At 72.2% G+C, this 22,924-nt stretch carries 16 protein-coding genes and 1 pseudogene; 9 read left to right on the top strand and 8 right to left on the bottom strand.

Annotated features, from left to right (window positions below; translation table 11 throughout):
* Positions 1-15 precede the first annotated feature (15 nt).
* Genes ACFUJ1_RS02535 through ACFUJ1_RS02525 form a run of 3 tightly spaced genes read left to right on the top strand, consistent with a single transcriptional unit; the run spans position 16 to position 11,404 of the window.
* Positions 16-840 carry a class II glutamine amidotransferase gene (locus tag ACFUJ1_RS02535; protein WP_378641653.1) on the top strand — a complete coding sequence of 275 codons (825 nt, stop codon included), beginning with the start codon at positions 16-18 and terminating at the stop codon, positions 838-840.
* A gap of 47 nt (positions 841-887) precedes the next feature.
* Positions 888-11,102, top strand: coding sequence for a hypothetical protein (locus ACFUJ1_RS02530; protein ID WP_378641651.1), 10,215 nt, complete (start codon positions 888-890; stop codon positions 11,100-11,102).
* Complete coding sequence (locus ACFUJ1_RS02525) at positions 11,099-11,404, top strand: hypothetical protein (protein WP_378641650.1); 306 nt, start codon at positions 11,099-11,101, stop codon at positions 11,402-11,404. The genes ACFUJ1_RS02530 and ACFUJ1_RS02525 overlap by 4 nt, the downstream gene beginning before the upstream one ends.
* 27 nt (positions 11,405-11,431) lie before the next feature.
* Here ACFUJ1_RS02525 and ACFUJ1_RS02520 read toward each other — a convergent pair whose 3' ends face one another.
* Both ACFUJ1_RS02520 and ACFUJ1_RS02515 read right to left on the bottom strand, forming a co-directional pair.
* Positions 11,432-11,752, bottom strand: a complete 321-nt coding sequence (locus tag ACFUJ1_RS02520; protein ID WP_378641648.1) for a hypothetical protein — start codon at positions 11,750-11,752, stop codon at positions 11,432-11,434.
* 98 nt (positions 11,753-11,850) lie between these two features.
* Positions 11,851-13,014 carry an SRPBCC family protein gene (locus ACFUJ1_RS02515; RefSeq protein ID WP_378641646.1) on the bottom strand — a complete coding sequence of 388 codons (1,164 nt, stop codon included), beginning with the start codon at positions 13,012-13,014 and terminating at the stop codon, positions 11,851-11,853.
* Between the two features lie 70 nt (positions 13,015-13,084).
* Between ACFUJ1_RS02515 and ACFUJ1_RS02510 the strand changes: the two genes are divergently transcribed.
* The 4 genes from ACFUJ1_RS02510 to ACFUJ1_RS02495 all read left to right on the top strand — a co-directional run bounded on the left by ACFUJ1_RS02510 (position 13,085) and on the right by ACFUJ1_RS02495 (position 17,388).
* Positions 13,085-13,684 carry a TetR/AcrR family transcriptional regulator gene (locus tag ACFUJ1_RS02510; protein WP_378641644.1) on the top strand — a complete coding sequence of 200 codons (600 nt, stop codon included), beginning with the start codon at positions 13,085-13,087 and terminating at the stop codon, positions 13,682-13,684.
* Between the two features lie 178 nt (positions 13,685-13,862).
* The gene (prpD, locus tag ACFUJ1_RS02505) at positions 13,863-15,368 is read left to right on the top strand and encodes a 2-methylcitrate dehydratase PrpD (RefSeq protein ID WP_378641642.1); all 1,506 of its coding nucleotides are present in this window, start codon (positions 13,863-13,865) and stop codon (positions 15,366-15,368) included.
* On the top strand, positions 15,365-16,279 hold the full coding sequence (gene prpB / locus ACFUJ1_RS02500; RefSeq protein WP_378641640.1) for a methylisocitrate lyase: 915 nt from the start codon (positions 15,365-15,367) through the stop codon (positions 16,277-16,279). Before prpD ends, prpB begins: the two co-directional genes overlap by 4 nt.
* Entirely contained in the window at positions 16,279-17,388 is a 1,110-nt protein-coding gene (locus ACFUJ1_RS02495; protein ID WP_378641638.1) for a bifunctional 2-methylcitrate synthase/citrate synthase, read from the top strand. The genes prpB and ACFUJ1_RS02495 overlap by 1 nt, the downstream gene beginning before the upstream one ends.
* On the opposite strand, the gene ACFUJ1_RS02490 is transcribed toward ACFUJ1_RS02495, so the two are convergent.
* From ACFUJ1_RS02490 to ACFUJ1_RS02475, 4 genes and pseudogenes are all read right to left on the bottom strand, one after another.
* A complete protein-coding gene (locus ACFUJ1_RS02490; RefSeq protein WP_378641636.1) occupies positions 17,389-18,102 on the bottom strand; it encodes an energy-coupling factor ABC transporter ATP-binding protein in 714 nt (237 codons plus the stop codon).
* Entirely contained in the window at positions 18,099-18,854 is a 756-nt protein-coding gene (gene cbiQ, locus ACFUJ1_RS02485) for a cobalt ECF transporter T component CbiQ (RefSeq protein ID WP_378641634.1), read from the bottom strand. The genes ACFUJ1_RS02490 and cbiQ overlap by 4 nt, the downstream gene beginning before the upstream one ends.
* The gene (locus ACFUJ1_RS02480) at positions 18,851-19,219 is read right to left on the bottom strand and encodes a PDGLE domain-containing protein (RefSeq protein WP_378641905.1); all 369 of its coding nucleotides are present in this window, start codon (positions 19,217-19,219) and stop codon (positions 18,851-18,853) included. The genes cbiQ and ACFUJ1_RS02480 overlap by 4 nt, the downstream gene beginning before the upstream one ends.
* Positions 19,193-19,840: pseudogene (locus ACFUJ1_RS02475) on the bottom strand (energy-coupling factor ABC transporter permease); the annotation flags it as partial. The gene ACFUJ1_RS02480 and the pseudogene ACFUJ1_RS02475, both read right to left, overlap by 27 nt.
* Positions 19,841-19,950: 110 nt before the next feature.
* On the opposite strand from ACFUJ1_RS02475, the gene ACFUJ1_RS02470 reads away from it, so the two are divergent.
* Positions 19,951-20,295, top strand: a complete 345-nt coding sequence (locus tag ACFUJ1_RS02470; RefSeq protein WP_378641632.1) for an ArsR/SmtB family transcription factor — start codon at positions 19,951-19,953, stop codon at positions 20,293-20,295.
* A 174-nt stretch (positions 20,296-20,469) separates the two neighbouring features.
* Here ACFUJ1_RS02470 and ACFUJ1_RS02465 read toward each other — a convergent pair whose 3' ends face one another.
* Both ACFUJ1_RS02465 and ACFUJ1_RS02460 read right to left on the bottom strand, forming a co-directional pair.
* Complete coding sequence (locus ACFUJ1_RS02465) at positions 20,470-20,871, bottom strand: nuclear transport factor 2 family protein (protein WP_378641630.1); 402 nt, start codon at positions 20,869-20,871, stop codon at positions 20,470-20,472.
* Positions 20,872-20,981: 110 nt separating this feature from the next.
* On the bottom strand, positions 20,982-21,767 hold the full coding sequence (locus tag ACFUJ1_RS02460) for an adenylate/guanylate cyclase domain-containing protein (protein ID WP_378641628.1): 786 nt from the start codon (positions 21,765-21,767) through the stop codon (positions 20,982-20,984).
* Positions 21,768-21,920: 153 nt separating this feature from the next.
* Here ACFUJ1_RS02460 and ACFUJ1_RS02455 point away from each other — a divergent pair, with 153 nt between their 5' ends.
* Positions 21,921-22,859, top strand: a complete 939-nt coding sequence (locus ACFUJ1_RS02455; RefSeq protein ID WP_378641626.1) for an SMP-30/gluconolactonase/LRE family protein — start codon at positions 21,921-21,923, stop codon at positions 22,857-22,859.
* Positions 22,860-22,924: the final 65 nt, after the last annotated feature.

The raw sequence follows: 22,924 nt of genomic DNA, 5'->3' as shown, positions 1-22,924 counted from the left end.
AAAGGTACTCCCGGCATGTGCCGCTTACTCGGCGTGGTCATGCACGCCCCCCGGCCGCTCACCGACGCGCTCTCCGGGCTGCTCGAGCCGTTCACGGCGCTCTCGCACGAGCACGCCGACGGCTGGGGCGTCGCCGCCCGCCGGAACCACGAACTGGTGGTCGCCAGGGGCACCGAGCCCGCGCACGCCAGCCCCGGTTACCGCGCCGCGCTGGCGGGCCCCGCCGACGCGGCGCTGCTGCACCTGCGGCTGGCCTCGCCCGATTCGCCCATCCGGCCGGAGAACACGCACCCCTTCACCGCGGGCGTACTCGCCTTCGCGCACAACGGCTTCTTCACCCCCGGGGACGCCTTGGACGATCTCATCGCCCCCGAGCTCCTGGCCGGGGCGAGCGGCGACACCGACTCCGAGCGCTTCTTCCTCCGGGTGCTCACCCGATTGCGCAGCGGGGAGCGGGATCCCGCGGACGCCATCGCCCGCACCGCCGCCGAGATCCGGGTGCGCGCGGCGTTCGCCAGCTTCAACTGCCTGCTGCTCACCGAGGACGCGCTGTACGCCTACACCGAGGAGGACCCGGAGTCCGAGGTGAGCAGGCGGCGCGGCCCCGATTTCTTCCGGATGTACTACCGCACCGGGGCATCCGGCACGGTCGTCGCCTCCAGCGGCATCGGCGCCGGACCGGACTGGCAGGTACTTCCACCGCGCGCGGTACTGGAGATCCGGCGCTACCATCGTCGAATCTCCGTCCACACGGTGGTGGACGATCCGGCAATTGCGATCACCGCGAGGGAAAACAGTTCGGTAACAACCGATGTCGGCGAGGATCGAGCGATCCGTTGAGCACGACCGAGGTCCGCGCCTGATCGGCGGCCGGTGGAGCGTGAACCATGACCCTGGAGCTACCCGAGGAACTGCGCTGGCTCTCCTACCTGGCGGGCTCCGAGTGGCCGGAGGGTGACGAGGACGCCCTCTTCGCCCTCGCCGAGCTGTGGAAGGTGGCCGCGGCCGACCTCCGCGACGTCACCGGCGAGCTGCGCGCCGCCTGCGACCTCGCGCTCGCGAACTATTCGAGTTCGGGCGCCGATCGGATGCGGGCGCAGTTCGAGCTGTTCTTCGCCGGGGATCAGTCGATCGAGAAGATGGCCGAGAACCTCGACGGCCTCGGCGAGATGGTGCGGGATTTCGGCGCTCAGATCGAGGCCGTGAAGCTGCAGATCATCATCACCCTCGCCATCGTGGCGGTGGAGATCCTGTACGCGCTCTCGACACTGTTCGGCGCGGCGGCGATCCCGGCGATCGAGGCGACCGCGCACGGCGTGATCCGCACCATCAGCCAGTCGCTGCTGCGGCGGATGGCGGCGCGGGCGGAGAAGCACGCGGCCATGCCCATGTGGCAGCTGGCGCTGCGGGAGGGGTTGCAGGAGGCCGGGATCGGCGCCGCCGTCGAGCTGGGGGTGCAGGGGATCCAGCTCGCGGAGGGGCATATCGACGAGATCGACGCGGGGCGGGTGGCGATCGCCGGTGTCGTCTCCGGGATCTCCGGGATGGTGGCGGCGCCGGTCGCCTCCTATGCGGCGGGGGGCCTGAGCAAGTGGGCCGGTGGGAAGAACGGGATGTCGGGGTGGAAGGCGGCGGGGATCGGCATCGGGTCCGGGATCGCGGCCGGTGTGGTCGGTGCCGGGGCGGGGTTCGTCGCCAACGGCGCCATCACCGGGGACTGGACCTTCACGCCCGCCATGATCCTCGGCGGGATCGGCGGTGGTCTCGCCGGTGGGGTGCACGGGGTTTCGGGGTACTACAGCGGGATTCGGCTGCAGCCCTACATGTCCACCGGGGGAGCGGGGGGCGGGAAGTCCGCGTTCCCGGCGGCGAACAAGGGCGGGCCGCCGTCGTCCTCCGGCGGGCCGGAGACGCGCGGCGGAATCCGGTCGGGGGAGGTGCCGGTCGGGGGTGCGCGCGCGCTCCCGCAGGAGCAGGGGGCGGGGCGGCCGATCGACGCGGGGTTCCGGAGCACGGTGGAGAACACGGGGCGTCCGGCCGCGTTCGATGGATCGTCGCGGGTGAGCGAGGTCAGTGTGCCGCGGGTCGTCGACGGCAGCGGTGGGCCTTCGCGCGGCGCCGAGTCCGCCGTCGCCCGCTCGGGCGACGGAACCCCCTCGCAGGTCACCGCCCCGGTGGAGCCGCGCTCGGTCGACGGAAGCCACTCGCCGCTCCTCGAGCCGCTGTCGCCGGGCTCGGCCGATGGAAGTAACTCGCCGCTCCTCGAGCCGATATCGCCGCTCCTCGAGCCGCTGTCGCCGCTGATCGGGGACGAGACCTTCACGCAGCTCGGCGAATCGCCGCCGGATCTCGGCTCGCGCGGCCTTCCGGTGCCCGCCATCGGGGCGACGCACGCGCCTGCTGTGATCGACGGCAGTGCCCCGCTCACCACCGTGGACGGCAGTTCGCCGCTCTCGGCGCGAACGGAATTCAGCCCGGCGCCGATCGATACCCGCAACAACTGCGGTTCGCTCGCCCTGGAGCGGCTGGTCGCGCTGACCGGGAGCGAGGTCGCGCAGGTTCCGGCGCAGCCGATCGGCCCGGGCGGCATGACGCCCCAGCAACTGGAGGAGGCCGCGGGCGCGCCCCTGCAGCACTTCACCGACCACAACGAGATCGGCGCCCACCTGCGTGAGCTCGGCGACGGCTCGGCCGCACTCGTCGTCGACACCTACTCCGGCCCCTCGGACGAGTACGGCGTCGGCGCGCACGCCTACGTGCTGCACAATCGGGACGGCGAACTCGTCGTGGTAGATGCGGTGCTCGATCGCGAGTTCCCGCTGGACTCGGCGAACCACACCGGCATTCGCGACACCCACGCCATTCTCTACACCGCCGACGGCACCCCGTACACCTCGTCCGACCAGCGCACCGCCCCCGCCCGGCCGTTCGCCGACGTGCGCACCGGCTTCAATCCGGGCCCGGAGAGCGGACGGCAGTCGCCCGTCCGGGAGGGATCGAATTCCGGGCGCCCGATCGAGGGTGCGGAGCCCTCCTCGACCACCAGGGGCGGAGTGCCGCGCGAGGGCGGTCCGGAGCACGAGACCGCCATCGTCGGCGCCACCGATTCCGGTGCGCCCCGCCCCAGCGAGGAGGGGAAACCGCTCGGCGCCGAACTATCCGTCACCGCGGAATCCGCCGTCGACACGAAGGTGATCACGGATCCGGATGCGATCGGCACGAAGGTGGTCACCGAATCCGATGTCGCCGACACCAAGGTGGTCACCGACCTGGACCCCGGCGATACCAAGGTAGTCACCGATCCGGACCCCGCCGACACCAAGACCACCCCCGTTCCGGTGCCCGGCGACAAGCCGGAGCTGAAGGCACCACCGCTGGCGGACAGCGACAAGCTGCCGGCGCTCACGGCGGCGGAGCATGCGCAGCGCCTGCCCGCGATCCCGGTCCCGCTGCGCGCTGCCGACACCGCCGACAGCGGCGTCCAGCGCCTCGTCCTCGTCGACGCGGCCGGCGGCTCCTTGAAGCTCCCCACCACCGGAAACCGCCCCGCGGTCCGCGGTACCGACGGCTCCGGCCGCGAGTACTACGACTTCACCGAACGCGGCCGGAGCGTCCGGATCCCCACCATCCTCGCCCGCGATTTCACCTACACCCCACCCGCTGGCGACGGCGCCGCGGGCAGGCTGAGCTGGAACGTCCGCGGCGGCCAGCTCCGCTTCCTCGGCACCGACGCCACCGGCGCGCCGCAGGCCCTCGCGGTGCGCGGCAACTCCACAGTGATCGCCGTGCCCGACACCGGGGGAGCGCTCTCCGTCAAACTCCCCGGCACGGACCGGGGCTGGGTACGAATCGCCACGCCGGGCCCCTTCCTCACGCCACCGCCCGCCACCGCCACCCGGCACGGGGAATCCCTCGTCGGCCCGAACGGCCCGCACCCGGCCGACGTCCGCGCGGGCGCGGCGGGCGACGGCCACCTCCCCGCCACCCTCGCGAACCTCGCCACCCACGACCCGTCCGGCCTGGCGGAGACCCTGCACGACTACGGCGACGGCACCGTCGGCGTCCGCTTCTTCACCGGCGGCAAGATCGAGTGGGTCCGCGTCGAGAAGCAGCTCCACCTCGCACCCGGCACCGACACCGGCCACTTCGTGCACCACCGGCCGGGCCGACCCCTCTGGCCCGCCATGGTTGCCAAGGCCTACGCCCACCGCTTCGGCGGCGCCGACGGCTACCACGGTATCGCGGGCGACCCCCCGCACCTCATCGCCCAGCGCCTCGGCACGGGATACTTCAAGCGCACCCCCCACGGAGTCGAACAGCCGGTCACCGGCATCAGGGACACCGGCTTCCTGCACCCGCTCCGCTTCGACACCGACACCATGCGCGCCCTGACCGGCGGCGACCCGGAATTCGCGCGCAACGCCGCCGAGACCTACGAGCGGTACCGGGCCGACCTGCGCACCAGCGGGCAATCCCCGTCCCCGGCGCACTTCCGCGGTTACCTGGACCGGGAATTCCCCGGCAGCAGGGAGAACAAGTTCTGGCGCACCGAGAAACGCGCCCTCGTCGACTACTACCGGGCGGTGCAGAGCGGCGCCGCCGCCAACCGGGCGCTGCCCGCGAAGTACGGCGACGCCGCCCGCTGGATCGGCAAACGCCTCGAATACGCCGTGCGACACCAGACCTCGATCGTCCTGCACACCCGCGACCTCGGCCCCGGCCCGGACGGCGCGCCGCGCGTTCCCGGGCTGCTGAGCGACCACTCCTACTCGGTCACCGGCACCGAGCGCGGCCCGGGCAACCGCCCGGCGAAGGTGCTGCTGGAGAACCAGTGGCACCACGCGGGCGGCTACCCCCGCCCCGAACCCGGCATCGAGTACCGCTACGACGCCGCCTCCAGGGACGACTACCGCCCGACCCGCGGTGGCGGCGGCTACCGGGTCGACGCCGACGGCAGCCGGTACTGGTATCGCCCGGACGGCGGCCAGGGCGTCCGGCTCCCGGACGGCACCCACTACGGCATGCACGCCGACGGCGTCCGCTATCGGACCGACCCCGACGGCACCCGCTACCGCACCGACCCCGACGGCACCAAGTACCGCACCGCCCCTGACGGCACCCGCTACCGCCTGACCGGCGGCAACGACCCGGCCGCACCGCCGCGCGGCGGCATCGTCGCGGTCGACCTGCGGCACCTGCCGAAGTTCGGCAGCCTCGACATGGCCGGTGCGGGCGCGCACGGCCTCTACGGCCGCGGGCTCACCGACACCGTGCGCGATTTCGGCACCACCAGGGACGGCGCGCTGGACCTGAACCACATCACCCCGGTGCCGGAGGAGACGCTGAACTGGCTGCACCAGCAGATCTTCGCCCTGGTGGAGGGGAATCGCGGACCGGACGAGAAGTTCCGCGCGTCGGTCCGCGAGGTGCTCACCGCCCGGCTGCTCTCCGGCGAGTGGCCCCGGCTGCTGAGCACCTCGGGCATGCCGCTGCGGGTGAAGTACGGCGGCACCAGCTACCCGATCGCGCTGCGGCTCGGGCTGCGCTCGCCGCGCCCCGCCGAGTCCGACATCAACCCGGTCGGCATCCAGCGCTGGGCCTTCGGCATCTCGGAGACCTCCGATTCCAGCGGCAGCGGCAACTACCGCAGCTTCGGCTACGGCTCCAACTACACCCTGGACACCGATCTCGGCCCGCTGCGCCGCATCGGATTCGAGCCGGGGTTCAGCCTGACGCACAACCAGCTCTCCACCGACTTCGCCGTCACCTCGACCGTGCAGCCGATGATCCTCATGCGCAGCAAGGGCGGTTCCCGGCCGTTCGACTACGAGATGGTCTGGGAATTCCGCACCGGCAAGAACCTCGGCGCCCTGCTCGACCAGCCGCCGCCGGAGAGGGGCTGGCAGCAGGTGGCGAGCAAGCCACCCCCGAAGCGGTTGGCGATCTGGTTCCCGGACTACATGACCGAGGACAATGCGCTGCCCGCCGTCCGGCCGGGCGATCCGAGCACCGTCCCGGCACCCATGAGCAGGCTGAAGGAGGACTTCCCGATCTACCTCCCGCTCGGGATCCCGCACCACGACCGGGTGCTGGCCGACCTGACGGACTCGTTCCGCCCGCAGCTGCGCGACCTCTCCGGCTTCTCCACCGAGCAGCTGCGCGAGTTCTTCACCGAGGGCAACCTGCGCAGCACCATTCCGCTGGCCTGGGGCGGCTCGGCCGACACCCCGACGCTCTACACCTCGTCCGGGGAGACGATCGGCTTCTTCCGGCTCTCCATGGAGTTGACCGGCGGCAGCGAGCCGACCGGCCCGACCACCAAGTCCTCGGTCATGGAATCGCACGTGCTGCGGCTGCTGCGCATGCAGGGCAGCTCCGCGATCACCAACTCCCTCGGCGGCTCGTTCGGGGTCTCCTTCGGCTTCGGCGCCGAGACCGCCGACCCCGCGGCCGCCGCCGAGTCGATCGGCGGGCAGGTCGTCGTCAAGGGCGGTGCATCGCAGAGCTACAGCCATATCCTCGGCTACGGCGGCAATGCGCGGATGTCGCACTCGCTGCGAACCGGGGAGCCGTTCCTGCACGTCACACCGCAGATGAAGCTGCGGGTCGAGCTCATCCGCCCGGACAGCGCGCCGGTGCGGCCGGGCCGGGGCACCCCGCTGGACGGCGGGCACGACTACCCGGTGAATACGCTGGTGCCCTCGGTGCAGACGCTCGGCCACGCGCCGACCGAGAAGCGCTTCCTGCCGCCGGAGGTGCTGCACCTGCGGCAGCTCGGGGTCTCCACCACCCCGCTCACCGTGAACGGCACCGAGCCGCTCTTCGCTCAGGCCGAGAAGTACCTGCTCGACCAGGGCTTCTTCCCGTCCGAGGAGAAATCGCCCGGGTTCCTCGACAAGGCGACCCAGGAGGCGACGGGCACCCAGCGGCTGAACAATGTCCGCAAGTTCGAGCAGATGAGCAACGGCATCGGGCGGCGCTCGCAGCTGGACGAGATGATCGAGGGCGGCGCCGTCACCGTCTTCGAGCTGCCGACCCCGACCGGCACCCGCAAGATCTCGCTGAAACTCGTCGCCGAGCGGCCCGACCCCGACAAACCCCACGAGGGCACCGCGCACGTCTGGACCATCCCCAAGATCCAGACGCTGAACTACGCCGCCGCCACGCTGCCCGGCGAGGAGCAGTTCAGCCGGACACCGTTCGCCTGGAACGTCGGCGGCAACGGCTCGCTCACCAACCCCTTCGACGACAAGGGCAGCGTCGAGTTCCAGGGCTTCACCCCCGAATACACCTACTCCGGGCAGAAGTCGACGGTCACCGGGTCGGGCACCGGCTCCGGCCACGAGTACTACATGCTCAGCCCCACCGAGAACGGCATCCAGATCTTCACCCAGACGGTGCGCTACCGGATGGAGCTGACCGACACCGGCAACGAGCCGCCCGCGCCCTTCACCGGAGACGGCGATATCAAGCTGGCCGTGCCGACCTACCGCACGCTGACCGCGCAGGCGGAGCCACCGCCGAAACTCGCGAAGATCGAGGTGCGGGGGCACACCGACGACGACACCGCCAAGCTGGCGCTGCCCTCGGGGAACCGGACGCTCGAGGGGGGTGTGCTGCGGATCCCGGAGTCCGCGCTGCTGGATCGGGTGGGGGGCAGCAAGGAGCTGCGGCAGACCGCCGCGGAGCTCATCGACGACCTTAAGCTGGCGGCCGAGCAGGCTGCGGCGGAGGGCGACCCGCCGCTCCCGATGCCCGGGACGTTCCCCGCCGACGAGACCCTCCCCGGCAGTGAGGATTCCGACGCGGAGGGCACTGTCCGTGCGGGCGACGGTGGCGTTCCCCGTGCCGAGGACGGCGACGCGGAGCGCGCGGACGACACCGAGGAGCGCGGGTGGTTGCGCGGTGCCATCGACGGCACCGGCCGCGTGGTCGCCGGGACGGCGAAGGAGGTGGGGCAGTGGATCCGGACCGTCGCGGTCGGCGAACCCGCCACGAACACCGAGTCCTCGGCCGGCCAGGTCACCCACACCGGACTCTCCCCCTACCACCTGAACGGCAACGCCCTTCGCATCTTCCGCGACTCCTACGTGCTCGAGGGCGCCGGACGGCCCGGCATCGCGCGCGGCACCGACATCGTCGTCGAGGTCACCGGGTACCTGACCGACGTGACGCTGCTCCCGCAGCCGCCGAAGATGGACGCGGAGCGCTGGCTGCAGTCGCTCACCGCCGCCAACCGGACCGAGAGCGAGCAACGCGGCCACCAGTGGGGCGCCGCGCTCGCGGGCACGTACGGAAACACCGAGCGATACTTCGTGCCCGGTGGCTCCTACGCGCACACCTCCACCCATGCGCACAGCGAGACGGTGAACGACAACACCGGTGTATTCCGGGTCACCACCGAGGACACCGCCCCGGTGCACCGCTTCACCGCGACCGCCGTCTACGTGGTGACCGTGCGGATGGGTGGCCGCAACTTCGCCGTCGGCATCGTCGCGGGCGGTCCGTCCGCGGAGCGGAGCCGGGTCGTCGTGGTCCCGGACGGAGTGGAGTTCCTGCTCGTCGACAACGACCTGCAGAACCACCCCGACCTGGCGAAGCTGGTCGAGGACACGGTCGAGAAGGCGGCCGCCGATTCGACCCTGCCGAAGTATCTCCCGGTCACGGCGGCGAATCCGTTCGACCGCAGGCTGCCCGCCGCCTACGTCGAGAGCGCGGGCGAGCCCGGGTTCAGTGCCGTGACCGCCGCCGATCCACGCGGCGGCCGGAAGACCTTCCAGCTCGTCGCGGAGCGGCTGGTGAACAAGATCTCCCCCGGCGTCACCCATCCCGGCCACAACAACCACGTGCCCGGTGTGCTGACCCGCATCAACGAGCACACCACCTCGCTCTCGCTGCGCACGCTGCCCAATACCGGGCCGACCGGCCGCATCCGGTTCCACTTCATCGACCGGAACTCCTGGCTCGGCCCGCAGCTGATCGAGGTCTCCTTCGGCGCCCGTCCCGCCCCCGGCACCGATCTGGAGGCCATTCGCGGCAAGCGGGTCACCACCACCTCGGGCGTGGACAATATCGTCGGCCACTCGCTCGGTGACGGCTCCGCGCTCTCGCCGCCCGGCGTGACCCGGGTCGACGAGAACCGGAAGACCGGCCACCAGGGTGGGGTCTCGTTCGGGGGCCAGTACAACGGCCACCGCCCCCGGTTCGACGCCAAGGTGCAGCGGCTCGCCGGGCTCACCGAGTCGCAGAGCTCCAGCCGCGAGATCCGCTCCTGGCAGCGCAGTTTCGGCGCGACCAGTGAATTCTCCGTGCCCTACGAGTACTTCGTCGAGGTCAGCTCGCGGCCGCTGACCGAGGCGCTCTCGGTCTCCCTGCTGCGCAGCGGCATCGCCGGGGCCGCGCTGCTCGGCGCCAACCGGGGAGTCCTGCCGGTACTCGACATCTCGCAGCTGCGGGCGCCGATCCTGACCGACCGCGACAGCACGCTCGCCGACGCGAAGCTCCGCTTCAACACCTCCGAGACCAGGGCGGGGCTGCCCGCGCCCGGCAATACCGACCCGAGCGCGGGCGACGTTCCCGCCGCCCGCACCACGCCGGGCATCCACAGCGCCGATCCGGCCGTTCCCGCCCCGCCGCCCACCGACGGCGATGCCGTGATCGACATGGAGACCAGCCCGGATGTGCGGCACCTGCTGGCCCAGCCCGCCTGGGTGCCCGCGCGACCCATCGAGATCTACCTCTTCGGAGCGGTGGACGGGCTGGGCGCGGCGCTGCGCGCGGTCGACCCCTCGCTCGCCACCGGCGATCAGAACCTGGGAAATCGCTCCTCGGAGGGGATGTTCATCCGGTTGAACCGGCTGGTCGCGAACAACGAGTGGACCGTGCTCGGCCCCGCCGCCACCGCCCCCTACCTCGGCACCGGCATCCAGGGGCAGCACGCTGCCGCACCACCGCCCGCCCCCGGCAAGACCGGCCCCACCGCCGTGAAACTCACGCTCTTCGCGCCCCGCATCGAGCGGACCAGCAAGGACACCGCGATCGACCGCGTCGAGCTCTCGGTGGACGGCTTCCGGACCGCGGCCGACAACACCATCGGCTTCACCGGCCCCTTCGCGATCAGCAGCCCCTACTCCGAGCACCAGCGCGGCGCCTTCGTGATCCCGATCGCGGGCGGTGACGCCACGGACGGCCAGGCCAGCAGCATCTCGTCGCAGCGCCGGGAATTCATCCGCTTCGGCACGCCCGCGGAGAAGGCCGACGGTAGCGGGGCGACGGGGCACCGCATCCGCGCGCTCGCCCTGCTCGAGGTGCGCGGGCCGAAGGGGACGCTCTGGGTCACCGGTGACCTGCTGTTCCGCACCACCGAGACCCCGCCGTGGGTGGCGGACGTGGACAAGCCGTTCACCCTGGGCGGGTCGGAGGAGCACGACGGCTCGGGTGAGCACGATGGCTCAGGCGATTCCGATGGTTCGGGCGATTCCGATGGTTCGGGCGAATCCGAGGTGCCGCCGGCGGACGTGCGGGCACCGGGCACGCGGGCGGCGACGGTCGGCGGCGTCCGGGCCCCGGCCGGCCACGTCTGGGAATCCATGCCCGAGGACGGCGACTGCTTCCTGCACACCGTCGAGCGCACCGCCTTCCCGACCACCCCGCCCGCCACCGCGGCCGAACTCGACCGCAGGCTCCTCGACCTGCGCACCGACATCGCCGCGGAACTGCGAACCAACGCCGACGCCTACTTCACCCAGTTCCAGGCGGTCCTGACCGCCGCCGAGAAACCGGGCGCCACCGACCTCCGCCCGGAGGAGCGCGCCGCCCTGACCAAGGCCCGCGCCGACGGCACACTGCGCGAGCGGTTCGACGCCCAGGTCGACGCGATCGAGAACGCGGGCGTCTGGAACATCGCGGTCGGCCACCTGGTACCCGCCGCCGCCGGAGTGGTCCTCGCCGCCCGCGGCCTCGGGCTGCGCGTGCTGAACCGGGAGCTGAGCGCCACCCCCGGCTGGGTCCTCGCCGGTGGCAGCACCGCGAACGGCACCGTCCTGAACCACGGGAACCACTACTACCTCGCCGTCCCCGGCGGGGGAGGGGAGCAGGCATGACCAACGACCCCATCGAAGCGGACCCCGACGGCATGCGCCGCGCCGCGCACCTGTTCGAGGCCGTCTCGACCCGGACCAACCGGATCCTGACCAACCTGGAGGGCGGGTCGCCCGGCGAGCCGTGGGGCCAGGACGATATCGGCACCAAGTTCGCCGACGGCGACGGCGACCCGGAGAAGGGCTACCGGAGGGGAAGGGACAATATGTTCAGCAGCGTCCGCGCCCTGGTCGGCGTGCTCGACGAGAACGCCGTGCAACTGGCGGACGGGGCGAACCAGCTCGAGCAGGCCGACGAGAGCTGAAGGCCGCACCCGAAGTAGCCGAGAAGGTCAGCCCCACGGCCCCTCGGTCTGCACGCAGCGCAGCCCCTGCACGTCGTCGGGCAGCCGTACCACGCCCTCCTTGCAGGTGAAAACGGTGCGTGCGGCCGGGAACTCCAGCCGGAGCGGCTGCCGCACCGACCCCGACGGCGCGCCGTCGGATGCGCTGCAGTTCTCCCGGCCGGTGGTGACCCCGGTGATGTTCTGGTCGAGCAGCCGGCAGCTGTAGGTCGGCACGACCAGCGGGTCGGCGGTGGCGGGCGCCACCACCAGCCCGCCGCCCACCGCGGCCCCGAACACCACTGCGGCCACCCGATCGCGCCACGACATCGCCACCACCTTCCGGGACGGGAAGACCCGCCCGCACACTCGTCGTTGTGGGGTACCCCGCGCGCGGGTGCGGTAAGCGGTGACCGCGCTCTCGCAGGTCAGCCCAGTGCGACCCCGAGTTCGGCGGCGAAGGTGCGGATCATGTGCTGCACCCCGATCTCGTTGCGGCCGATGATCATGTGGTCGTGCTGCCCCTGCCGCACCCCCTCGCCGCACTGCGGCAGCATGGCGAAGTCCTCGTCCCGCACGGCGGCGTGCACCTGGGCGTAGATGCCGTCGTAGAGCGCGCGCTGCTCGTCGGTGGTGGCGGGGACCTTCGCCATCCAGCTGTGCCGGACGGTGCAGCGGGTGGGTGCGCCCGCGGGCAGCATGTCCAGGATCTCCACCCCGACCGGGCTGTTGGCGAGCACCAGGTTCGGATAGATCCAATAGATGACGCCCATGTTCATCAGCGGGTCCCAGGAGCCGCCCGGGTCGGTGTCGAGCGCGGTGATCCAGGTGAACGGGAAGCCCATGCGGTGGTGGCGGCCGAAGCTGTCGTGGGTGGAGGTGTCGGCGACGGTGTTCTGCCCGATCACGCTCTCCCCGTGCACGAACGGGAAGTGGTAGCTCTCCGCGAATGCCTCCAGCGCGCCCTTCCAGCTCACCTCGGAGACGAATTCGCGGTCGTCGTGGTAGCCGTAGCTCGCGTAGTCCAGCCGCGCCAGCTCCGGGCCGAGCGGCCCGAGGTGCGCGTCGACGTCGATCTCCGCGCCCGCGGTGAGCACCGCCCAGACGAAGCCGTGCCGCTCCTGGCTCGGCAGCTCGACCAGGCCGTAGTCGGCCCGGTCCATACCGGTGAAGCCCGCCTTGCCCGGTACCCCGGCCAGCTCGCCGGTATTGCGGTAGCTCCAGGCGTGGTACGGGCAGGTGAAGCGGGTGGCATTGCCGGAGCCGCAGGCCGGCTGCGCGCCGCGGTGGCGGCAGTAGTTCAGGAAGACGTGCGCGGCCCCGGCGCGATCCCTGGTGACCAGCAGGGAATCGCCGAGCACCGAGCGCACCACGTAGTCGTTCGGTGCCGGGACGCGCGCGCTCGGGACGATCGCCAGCGGAGTGCGGCGCAGGATCTGCCCCTCCTCGACCTCGGTGATCTTCGGATCGCGGTAGTAGTGCAGCGGCACCCGCAGCGGGGCGGGCGCCATCTCGGTGGTGCGGTCGAGCACCAGGCGCAGCGCGCGCCGGGTCAGCTCCTCGGTGAGGCCGGTCGCGGTGGAAGTCGTCATGGATAGACCATACATATGGGCAAATATGTATGGTCTGGATTCGGCTAAGGTCGCCGGGAGGAGGTGACCGATGCGCACGCACGGCTGGTCCGGCACCGCCCCGGTCGACGACGCCGAGGCGGTCCAGCGGATCCTCGGCGCGGCGCGGGCGGCGGTCGAGCGCCGCGGCGCGGACTTCACCATGGCCGAGATCGCCCGCGAGCTCGGCGTCACCAGGCAGACCGTCTACCGGTACTTCCGCAATGCCGACGCGCTGCTCGCCGCGACCGCGCTGGCCGAGACCGGCCGCTTCCTCGCCGTGCTCGGCGCGCACCTCGACCACCTCACCGACCCGGCCGAGGCCGTGGTCGAGGGCATCGCCTACACCCTCGAGTGCCTGCCTGCGGACCGCTACCTCGGGCTGCTGCTCACCCCGGTGCGCGCGGGGACCTTCTCCGCCGCCGTCACCTCCGACACCGCGCGCAGCTTCGGCCGCGCGGTGCTCGAGCACATGGCCGTCGACTGGGCGGGAGCGGGCATCGGCGACGAGCGCCTCGGCGAACTGGTCGAGCACATGCTGCGCATGGTGCAGTCCTTCGTCATCGACCCCGGCGACCCGCCGCGCTCCGGCGCCGAGCTGCGCCGCTATCTCGCCACCTGGGTGGCGCCCGCCCTGCGCCCGGAGGTGTGAGCCCGCCCGCCGTGGGCGGGGTGGGTGGCAGCCGCGAGTCGGCGCGGAACTCTCCGCAAAGTACGCAGATTCGCAGCTCCGCCTCCGCAGAAGTCGCCGGATGCGACGCGTTCTCGGGTGCTGTTTCCGCTTGTAGCGTTCGGAACGACATTCCGCGACGACCCGGAGGCATCGGCCCGTGAAGAATCATCTCGTTCGCACCCACCGTTCGGCGGCGGACTTCCCGCGCGAGCAGCACCTGGCGTGGCGGATCGCGGAGGTGGCCGCCGATCCGGTCGAGGTCGCGCCGGAGACCGAGGAGATGATCGTCAACCGGATCATCGACAATGCCGCGGTGTCGGCGGCGTCGCTGACCCGGCGTCCGGTAGCCAATGCCCGCGCCCAGGCGCTGGCCCACCCCTACCGCCCCGGCGCCACCGTGTTCGGCGTCGACGGCCGCTACTCCCCGGAGTGGGCGGCGTGGGCCAACGGCGTCGCGGTGCGCGAGCTCGACTTCCACGACACCTTCCTGGCGGCCGAGTACTCGCACCCCGGCGACAATATTCCGCCGATCCTGGCGGTGGCCCAGCACGCGGGGTGTTCCGGGCGCGACCTGATCCGCGGCCTCGCGACCGGTTACGAGATCCAGATCGACCTGGTGCGCGCGATCTGCCTGCACCAGCACAAGATCGACCATGTGGCGCACCTCGGCCCCTCGGCCGCGGCGGGCATCGGCGCCCTGCTCGGGCTGGACACCGAGACCACCTACCAGGCCATCGGCCAGGCGCTGCACACCACCACCGCGACCAGGCAATCGCGCAAGGGCGAGATCTCGAGCTGGAAGGCGTACGCCCCCGCCTTCGCCGGAAAGATGGCGGTCGAGGCGGTGGACCGGGCCCTGCGTGGCGAGGGCGCCCCCTCCCCGATCTGGGAGGGCGAGGACGGCGTGATCGCCCGGCTGCTCGGCGGCCCGGACATCGAGTACTCGGTGCCGCTGCCCGGCCCCGGCGAGCCCAAGCGCGCGATCCTCGACTCCTACACCAAGGAGCACTCCGCCGAGTACCAGAGCCAGGCCCCGATCGACCTGGCCAGGCGCATGCGCGAGCGGATCGGCGACCTGGACCAGATCGCCTCGATCGTGCTGCACACCAGCCACCACACGCACGTGGTGATCGGCACCGGCTCCGGCGACCCGCAGAAGTTCGACCCGACCGCCTCGCGCGAGACCCTCGACCACTCGGTGCCCTACATCTTCGCGGTCGCGCTGGAGGACGGCACCTGGCACCACGAGCACTCCTACACCCCCGAGCGCGCGCAGCGCCCGTCCACGGTCGACCTCTGGCACAAGATCTCCACCGCCGAGGACCCGGAGTGGACCCGCCGGTACCACTCGACCGACCCGGCCGAGAAGGCGTTCGGCGCGCGCGCCGAGGTCACGCTGAAGAGCGGGGAAGTGATCGCCGACGAGCTGGCGATCGCCGACGCGCACCCGCTCGGTGCCAGGCCCTTCGCCCGCGAGCAGTACATCGCCAAGTTCCGCACCCTCGCCGATGGCGTGGTCGAGCCCGCCGAACAGGATCGCTTCCTCGAGGTGGCCGAGCGCGCGGGCGAGCTCGCTCCGGGTGAGCTGCCTGAGCTCACCGTCACCGTCTCGGCGGACGTGCTCGCCCGCGCGCCCCGCTCCCCGAAGGGGCTCTTCCGATGACCGGCCTGCTGGCGGCGGCCACCTCGGCCGCGGACAAGCGGATCGCCTTCCGCGCCGGGCTCACCTCCGGGACGATCCAGCGCCTCCCCGGCGCCTTCAATCCGCTGGTGGCGACGCTGATCCAGGAGATCGGGTTCGAGGGCGTCTACGTCTCGGGTGCGGTGCTCTCCGCCGATCTCGGGTTGCCGGATATCGGGCTGACCACGCTCACCGAGGTCGCGGGGCGAGGGCAGCAGATCGCGCGGGTGACCGATCTGCCGGTGCTGATCGATGCCGATACCGGTTTCGGCGAGCCCATGAGCGCGGCCCGCACGGTCACCGTGCTCGAGGACGCCGGTATCGCCGGGCTGCACCTGGAGGACCAGGTCAACCCCAAGCGCTGCGGCCACCTGGACGGCAAAGCCGTTGTCCCGGTGCCGGACATGCTGCGCAGGCTCACCGCCGCCGTCTCCGCCCGCCGTGACCCGAACTTCGTGATCTGCGCCCGCACCGACGCCGCCGGGATCGAGGGGCTCGACGCCGCCATCGACCGGGCCGAGGCATACGCCGACGCGGGCGCGGACCTGATCTTCACCGAGGCACTGCATACCCCGGCCGAGTTCGAGAAGTTCCGGGCGGCGGTGGACACGCCGCTGCTGGCGAATATGACCGAGTTCGGTAAGTCCGAGCTGATCCCCGCCTCGGTGCTGGAGCAGATCGGCTACAACGCGGTCATCTACCCCGTGACCACACTGCGGCTGGCTATGTTCGCCGCCGAACAGGGGCTACGCGAGATCGCCGCCGAAGGAACGCAATCCGGGCTGCTGGACCGCATGCAGCACCGCTCCCGGCTCTACGAACTGCTGCAGTACGAGCGCTACAACGAATTCGACTCCGACATCGTCAATTTCTCGCTCGGAAGGAACCCCTGATGCCAGATATCCACAAGGGTCTGGCCGGCGTCGTCGTCGACACCACCGCCATCTCCAAGGTGGTGCCCGAGACCAACTCGCTGACCTACCGCGGCTACGCCGTGCAGGAGCTGGCCGCCACCTGCTCCTTCGAAGAGGTCGCCTACCTGCTCTGGAACGGCGAACTCCCCGGCGACGCCGAACTGGAACGCTTCCAGCAGCGGGAGCGCGCCTCCCGCCGGGTCGACCGCTCGCTGCTCTCGCTGGTCACCAAGATGCCCGACACCTGCCACCCGATGGACGTGGTCCGCACCGCCATCAGCTACCTCGGCGCCGAAGACGCCGCCGCCGAGGACAACTCGCCACGGGCCAACCGGGCCAAGGCGCTGCGCATGTTCGCCGTGCTGCCCACCATCGTCGCCGCCGACCACCGGCGCCGCCACGGCCACGATCCGATCGCCCCGCACTCGCATCTGGGGTACGCGGAGAACTTCCTGAACATGTGCTTCGGGAAGGTCCCCTCGCGGGAGCTGGTCAAGGCGTTCGAGGTCTCGCTGATCCTCTACGCCGAGCACAGCTTCAACGCCTCGACCTTCGCCGCGCGGGTGGTCACATCGACGCTGTCGGACATCTACAGCGCGGTCACCGCCGGGATCGGCGCGCTCAAGGGCCCCCTGCACGGCGGGGCGAACGAGGCCGTCATGCACCACATGCTCGAGATCGATGACCCGGCCCGCGCCGCGGACTGGCTGCGCGCCAAGCTCGCCGACAGGGAAAAGGTGATGGGCTTCGGCCACCGGGTCTACAAGAACGGCGACTCCCGGGTGCCGACCATGAAGCGGGCCTTCCTCGACATCGCCGCCGCGACCGACGGGCAGAAGTGGGTGCGCATGTACGACATCCTCGAACGCACCATGGTCGACGCCACCGGGATCGAGCCGAACCTCGACTTCCCGACCGGCCCCGCCTACTACCTGCTCGGCTTCGACATCGAGATCTTCACCCCGATCTTCGTCATGAGCCGGATCACCGGCTGGACCGCGCACATCATCGAGCAGGGCGAGTCCAACGCGCTCATCCGGCCGCTGAGCGAATACGTCGGCGTGCCCCAGCGCCCGGTCGTGGCGTAGTCAGCGCAACCGGTGCCCGGCCAGCAGTTCGTGGTCCCCGAGCACGTCGCCGATCGCCCCGTCGGCGACGATCCGGCCCCCGTCCAGGATCACCGCGCGGGAGCAGACCCGCTCGGCGTACGGCAGGTCGTGGGTGACCAGCAGCAGCGTGGCGGGCAGCGTCGCCAGGATCTCGGCCAGCTCGCGGCGCGCGACCGGGTCGAGGTTGGCCGCGGGCTCGTCGAGGACGAGCACCTCGGGGCGGCAGGCGAGCACCGTGGCCAGCGCGGCGCGGCGGCGCTCGCCGAGGGAGAGCCGGGTGGGGGAGCGGTCGGCGCGGTCGGTCATGCCGACGGCCAGCAGCGCGAATTCGACCGCTTCGGCGAGTTCCGTGCCGCGGACGCCGAAGTTGTGCGGCCCGAAGGCGACGTCCTGGGCGACGGTCGGCATGAAGAGCTGGTCGTCCGGGTCCTGGAACACCACCCCGACCCGTCTGCGGATCTCCCGCACGGTCCCGCGCTCCAGCCGGGTGCCGCCGATCACGACCTCGCCCGCGCTCGCCGTGAGCACCCCGTTCAGGTGCAGCATGAGCGTGGACTTCCCGGCCCCGTTCGGGCCGAGCACGGCGACCCGCTCGCCCGCCCGCACGGTGAGCGAGAGCCCGTCCAGCGCGCGGGTGCCGTCCGGGTAGGCGAAGGTCAGGTCGGTGACCTGCACCGCGGGCTCGGTGCTCACCGCGCCACCCACGCGCAGGCGCAGACTCCGGCGGCGGCCAGCACCACCGCACCGGCGGCCAGCCGGTCGCGCGCCGTGGCGGGGCGGGTGCCGAGCGCGGGGACGCTGCCGGTGAAGCCGCGCGAGAGCATGGCCAGGTGCACCCGCTCGCCGCGCTCGTAGGAGCGCAGGAACAGCGCCCCGACCCCGCGCGCGGTCGCGGCGACCTGGGCGAGCGAGCGCGGGTCGTCGCCGCGCGAGATCCGGGCCAGCCGCATGCGGGCGGCCTCGTCCGCGATCACGTCGGCGTAGCGCAGCATGAGCACCACGATGGTCACGATCAGCCCCGGCACCCGCAGCCTGGTCAGCCCGCCCGGCAGCTCGCGCACCGCGGTCGTGGCCGCCAGCGTCAGCGAGATACCCACGCCGAGCGTCCCTTTCGCCACGATGCCCCAGGCGGCCCAGAGCCCGGCCGTGGAGAGCGACAGCCCGAGCAGCGCGGTCCGCGGCTCCCCGGCGGCGAAGGGCAGCAGCAGCGCCAGCACCAGGAACGGCAGCTCGATCAGCATCCGCGGCGCGATCCAGCGCAGCGGGATGCGCGCCGCCGCCCACAGCGCGAGCAGCCCGGCCGCGAAGACGGCGTACGGCCAGACCGTCTCGCGCGGCGTCGCCACCACGGCCACCACCAGCAGCACCGCCCCGGCGATCTTCACCTCGGCGGGCGCCAGGTGCAGCGCGGAGGCGCCTGGCAGGTAGAGCCGGTCCGCCCTCACCCGGCGCGGCTCCGGCTCGGCCGCGCCGCGAGCAGGACCCGGACCAGCGCGAACAGCACGGCGAAGGTGGCTGCCGCCCCGAGGATTCCGGCGAGGCCGGTCAGCGTGGAATCACCGCCGATGGTGTAGTCGGCCAGCGGGGAGCCGGCCAGTTCGTGGTCCTCGGCGCTCTGCGCGATGCACTCGCCCTCCAGCTGCTCGGCCACCACGGTGCAGCCGCGCTGGGTGGTGGCGTCCAGCCCGTCCGGCTGCGAGCTGGCCAGGTACGACAGCGCCCCGGCCACCAGCACGGCCACCGCGGCGAAGCCGAACAGGAAGGCGTTCAGCGAGACCCTCGGCGCGCTCGTGCTGCGCAGCAGGTACACCAGATCCGGCCTGGCCTTTGCCACCGCGACCACCGTGACCGCGGTGATCAGCCCCTCCCCGATACCGATGAGCGAGTGCGTGACCAGCATGTACCCGGTGACCGCGCCGAGCGTCGACCCGGCGGCCCCGCCGAGCGCGTACTCCAGCACGAAGCCGAGCGCCGCGCAGAGCGTTCCGGCGAGCGCCGCGACGAACGCGACCACCCCGATACCCCCGCGCCGCGCGAACACCGGCAGCAGCCCGCGCGCCACCAGGTACCCGGCACCCACCCCGATCAGCGCCATATTGGTGATATTGGTGCCGAGCGCGCTGAGCCCGCCGTCGGCGAAGAGCAGCGCCTGCACCACCAGCACGATCGCCACGCACAGCGCGCCGACGTACGGACCGACCAGGATGGCGGCGAGCGCGCCGCCGAGCAGGTGCCCGCTCACCCCCGGCAGGATCGGGAAGTTCACCATCTGCACCGCGAAGATGAAGGCGGCCACCAGCCCCGCCATCGGCGCGGCGCGCTCGTCCAGCTCCGCCCGCGCCCGCCGGGCCGCGAAGCCGAGCCCGGCGACGGCGAGCAGGGCGAAGGCCGCGGAGGTCGGGGCGTCGACGATGCCGTCGCTCATGTGCATGGCGGAGGTGCTGACGTTCACCCGCCGGAACATTACTCGGAATATCTGAACATGCAGACCGATATCGGAGCGGGCTGGCCTCGCCGCCCCCGGACCGGCAGAGTGGAGCCGTGCCCGCCCCCACCTCGCTCGGCCACGAGCCCGCCGTCCCCGGCCTCGACGTCACCGGGATCGCGGGCTGGGCGCAGCGCTTCGAGCTGCTGGCCGACGCCAACCGGCTGCGGCTGCTGGTGTGCCTGCACCACACCCCGGACCAGAACGTCACCGAGCTCGCCGCCGCCGTCGGCATGAGCGCCACCGCCGCCTCGCACGCCCTGCGCATCCTGCGGCACCAGGGCTGGGTGACCTCGACCAGGACCGGGCGGATCATGCGCTACCGGCTCACCGACGAGATCATCCACCGGCTGCTGCACTGGATCGGCGCCCCGCACGCCCCCGCCCCCCGCCCGGACTGAACCGGCGCGGTTGCGCCGCCGGTCCGGTTGAGAAAGTGATCTCGGGGTACTGCACGAAAGCGCCCGGGCCACGGTGAAGCACGTCGATATCGTGATTGTCCGGACGTGGTGCGTCGTCCGTGGGCGGGTCCAGCAGCGCGGCTTGTCTCGGGCGGCGCTCGCGCACGTCACGGGCTACGGCGGCGGGTCGCCCGCGGCCTCGGCGGCGATCCGCGGGAACTCCGCGCCCATCCGCACCGACAGCGCCTGCGCCGCCGAGAGCGGGCGGACCATGACCATGAAGTCGTCGATCTTCCCCGCGTCGTTCGTGCGCACGAAGTCGCAGCCGGTGATCCGCTTCCCGTCGACGGTCGCCTCGAAGACGAAGGCGTGCTCGCGCCCGCCCGCGTCGGCGATCTCCCGGACGTAGCGGAAATTCTCGAACACCCGCATGGCCGCGCGCAGGATCGCCGCGGTCACCGGTTTGCCCGGATACGGCTTGAACGCGACCGGGCTGGTGAACACCACGTCGTCGGCGAGCAGTTCTTCGATGGCGGCGGTGTCGCGGGCTTCGACCGCCGCGCGGAATGGATGCATCGGACCTCCTCGATCGGGTCGGTCGAGGGTAGTGGAGGTGCTCCGCGGTGGGGTCGGTTCGGGCGCATTGATTCCGACGGCGGATTCGGCCGGTCGCTCCTGACCGCGGATCACGCCCGCTCCACCGTCGACAGCCGGTACACCCCGTCGAATCCCTTCAGCGCGACCTCCCGCGTCCCGGTCACCGCGATCCCGGGCAGCGCCGCCACCTCGTCCCGCACGGCGGCGCTGACCAGCACCTCCGCCCCGCCCGCGGCCCCGGCGACCCGCGCGGCCATCGCCACGTTGCGGCCGAAGAGGTCGTCGCCGCGGCGCACCGAGCGGCCGATGTGGATGCCGATCCGGACCCGGACCCGCTCCTCGGTCTCGGTGCCGCGGGCGAGCGCGGCCTGGATGTCGAGCCCGCAGCGCACGGCCTGCCCGGCCTCGGCGAAGGCGATCATGAAGCCGTCGCCCTGGCTCTTGATCACGTGCCCGCCGTGCGCGGCGACCTGCTTGCCGACCAGCCGCTCGTGCCTGGCGAGCAGCCGCACGAAGGCGCGGTCGCCGAGCCGTTCGTTGAGCGCGGTCGAGCCCTCGATGTCGGAGAAGGCGATGGCGACGTTGCCGTCCGGGGCGAGCGTCGCCAGATCCGGCCGTTCGACCTGCGCCCACCCGGCCAGATCCTCGATCGAGCTGAGCAGTGCGCCGCGGAAACCCTTGCGGCGCAGCAGGCTCGCCGCGCCCCAGACCGTCTTCACGGCCTCGCGCCCGCCGCTCACCCACGCCTGCCTGGCATCGAGCCGCCGCCGCGCCTCCGCGAGCTCGCGGCGGGTGCGGGCCAGCAGGATGCCGAGCACGATCAGCCCGGCGGCCTCCAGGGCGGCGATCAGCACGAGCAGGAGTTCGAGCGACACGGGCAACCGCCGAGGGGTCGAGGTGGGCGCGGACGCCACCGACCCTAGCGGTGCGGCCCGGTCGGCTCCGCCTCCGGCAGACCGACCCGGCCAAGGGCCCCGTTTCCTCGGCATTCGGGTCCGGTCACGGTGGCGACCGTGTGGAATGGGGTCATGAGTAGAGCAGCCGTCGTTCTCGGTGCGTGTGCCTTCGCGGCGATGTCGGTGGTGGTCGCGCCCACGGCGCAGGCCGCACCGGTCTGCGCGGGCGCCGGTCAGCCGACGCTGCCCGCCGCCTCGATCGCCGGTGCGCTCGAGGGGCTCACCGTCGACGCCCGCGGGCGCGCCTTCACCACCGATATCGCGACCGGCCGGGTCTTCCGGATCGATGCGCCCGGCGCCGCCCCCGTCCCCATCGGCACCGTGCCGAGCGGTGGCGGCGGCGCGCTGGCCTGGACTCCGGACGGCGGGCTGCTCGTCGGCTACGGCGCCGACGCCAGGGCGCTCGCCGGTGACGTGCTGCGCGCCGCGGGCATCGTCCGCATGGACCCGGAGACCGGCGCCACCACCCCGGTCGCCGCCGGGCTCAGCGCCGCGAACGGCCTGGCGGTCGCCGGGGACGGAGCCATCTACGCGACCAACGACTTCGGCAGCCTCGTCGGCCGGGTCGACCCCGGCGGCGCCGTGCAGGCGGACTGGGCGAGCCTGCCCAGCGCCAACGGTGCCGTCCTCGACCGGGCGGGCGAGTACCTCTACGTCGGCCGCACCTTCAGCAACCCCGGCGTGAGCCGCATCCCGCTGGCGAACCCGGGCGCCCCGCAGTCCCTGCTCGACCTCGGCGGCGCCGACGCGCTCGCCGCACCCGACGGGCTGACCCTGGACTCCGCGCAGCGCCCGATCGTCCCGTTCAACACCGCGGGCCAGGTGGTCCGGGTCGACGCACCTCAGCGGTACTGCGTGCTGAGCAGCGGAAACCCGTCCACCAGCGTCGTCACCTACGGTCGCGGCGCGAGCGGCTTCGCGGCGGGCAGGCTCTTCGCCGCGACCTTCACCGGCTCGATCTACGAGATCCCCGGTGGCTTCGACCCGGCCGCCACCACCGCCGCGCCCTAGGTCGCACCGGGTCGCGGCGGCGCCGCGGATTCCGATCCCGGCCACGCTCGGTCCGCTCGCGCTCA

Source organism: Nocardia sp. NPDC057227 (assembly GCF_042669725.1).
In the GTDB taxonomy this organism is placed as follows: domain Bacteria; phylum Actinomycetota; class Actinomycetes; order Mycobacteriales; family Mycobacteriaceae; genus Nocardia; species Nocardia asteroides_A.
The sequence above is the reverse complement of the archived record's forward strand: the minus strand, read 5'-3'. Positions and strand labels throughout refer to the sequence as shown.